General features: G+C 66.9%; 2 protein-coding genes. One reads left to right on the top strand and one right to left on the bottom strand.

Translation table 11 applies throughout. The features are described 5' to 3' along the window. The coding region (locus AC30N0_RS04015; RefSeq protein WP_489516643.1) for a kinase/pyrophosphorylase at nucleotides 1–472 on the top strand (472 nt) is incomplete at its 5' end. A gap of 126 nt (nucleotides 473–598) precedes the next feature. Here the strand turns inward: AC30N0_RS04015 and AC30N0_RS04010 are convergent. Beyond that, nucleotides 599–1,793: DUF3362 domain-containing protein (locus AC30N0_RS04010; protein WP_489516642.1), on the bottom strand; the 1,195-nt coding region annotated here is incomplete at its 5' end.

Raw genomic sequence — 1,793 nt, 5'->3', positions numbered from 1 at the left:
CAAGAGCCAGCAGTACCACGACCGGATCGAGGCCATCAACTTCAGCCTGGCCCACGACGACGGCCAGAGCAACCGCGACCTGGCGTCGGCCGACGTGATCCTGGTGGGCGTGAGCCGCAGCGGCAAGACGCCGACCTCGCTCTACCTGGCGATGCAGTACGGGCTGAAGGCCGCCAACTACCCGCTGATCCCGGAGGACTTCGAGCGCAAGCAGCTGCCGCCGGCGCTGGAGCCGCACCGCAAGAAGATCTTCGGCCTGTCGATCGCGCCCGACCGGCTGGCCGAGATCCGCAACGAGCGGCGGCCCAATTCCAAATATGCGTCGCTGGAGAACTGCCGGATGGAGGTGGCCGAGGCCGAGGCGATGATGCGCCGCTCGGGCATCCGCTGGCTGTCCACCACCACCAAGTCGATCGAGGAGATCGCGACGACGATCCTGCAGGAGATCCGGCCGGAGCGGCTGGAGTACTAATGTTCTCCGGGCTGCGCGTTGCTCCGCCCGGTCCGTCAAAGGGATCGCGTCGAACCAGCCGCGTGCGCACGTGATTTCCCCGCGCACTGACGATACAAGTTGCCCGGGCGAAGTGCCGAGGCCGGCTCAGCGCGCCTTGCGCGGCGGCTTGCCGGCGCCGGTGACGCGCGGAGGCAGGCCGGTGTGCTGGGTCAGCATGCGGCCCCGCGCCGGCTTGACCGGCGCTCTCGAGCCCTCCGGTGCCGAGGCCTTCAACGCCACCGGGGCCGCGGTCGAATTCTTGCGGCGCGCGCTGGTGTAGCCGCCGTCGGTGAGCGGCTGGAACGTGGGGATGAGGTGATGCTTGCCGTTGCCGATCAGGTCGGCCCGGCCCATCGCCTTCAATGCATCACGCAACAGCGGCCAGTTGTTGGCGTCGTGGTAGCGCAGGAAAGCCTTGTGCAGCCGGCGCCGCTTCTCGCCGCGCACGATGTCCACGCTGTCGTCGGCCGTCGCCTCGCGCCGCACCTTGCGCAGCGTGTTGCGGCCGGAGTGGTACATCGCCGTGGCTGTGGCCATCGGGCTGGGATAGAAGGTCTGCACCTGGTCGGCGCGGAAGCCGTTCTTCTTGAGCCACAGCGCCAGGTGCATCATGTCCTCGTCGCTGGTGCCGGGGTGCGCCGCGATGAAGTACGGGATCAGGTACTGCTTCTTGCCCGCCTCGGCCGAGTACTTCTCGAACATCGCCTTGAACTTGTCGTAGCTGCCGATGCCGGGCTTCATCATCTTGGTCAGCGGGCCTTGCTCGGTGTGCTCGGGGGCGATCTTGAGATAACCGCCGACGTGGTGCTGCACCAGTTCCTTGACGTATTCGGGCGACTGCACGGCCAGGTCGTAGCGCAGGCCGGAGCCGATCAGGATCTTCTTGACGCCCTTGAGAGCCCGCGCGCGCCGGTACATGTGGATCAGTGCGCTGTGGTCGGTGTTGAGGTTGGAGCAGATGCCGGGATAGACGCAGCTGGGCTTGCGGCAGGCCGATTCGATCTCGGGGCTCTTGCAGCCGATGCGGTACATGTTGGCCGTCGGCCCGCCCAGGTCCGAGATCACGCCGGTGAAGGCCGGGATCTTGTCGCGGATCTCCTCGATCTCGCGGATGACGGAGTCCTCGCTGCGGCTCTGGATGATGCGGCCTTCGTGCTCTGTGATCGAGCAGAAGGTGCAGCCGCCGAAGCAGCCGCGCATGATGTTGACGCTGAAGCGGATCATTTCCCACGCGGGGATCTTGGTCGCGTGCTCGTGGCTGCCGTTCTCGTCGGCATAGGCCGGGTGCGGGCTGCGCGCA

Origin of the sequence: Rhizobacter sp. (assembly GCF_031412495.1) — a bacterium.
GTDB lineage: Bacteria > Pseudomonadota > Gammaproteobacteria > Burkholderiales > Burkholderiaceae_C > Schlegelella_A.
Note: the sequence above shows the minus strand (reverse complement) of the source record. Positions and strands in the feature narration are given on the sequence as shown.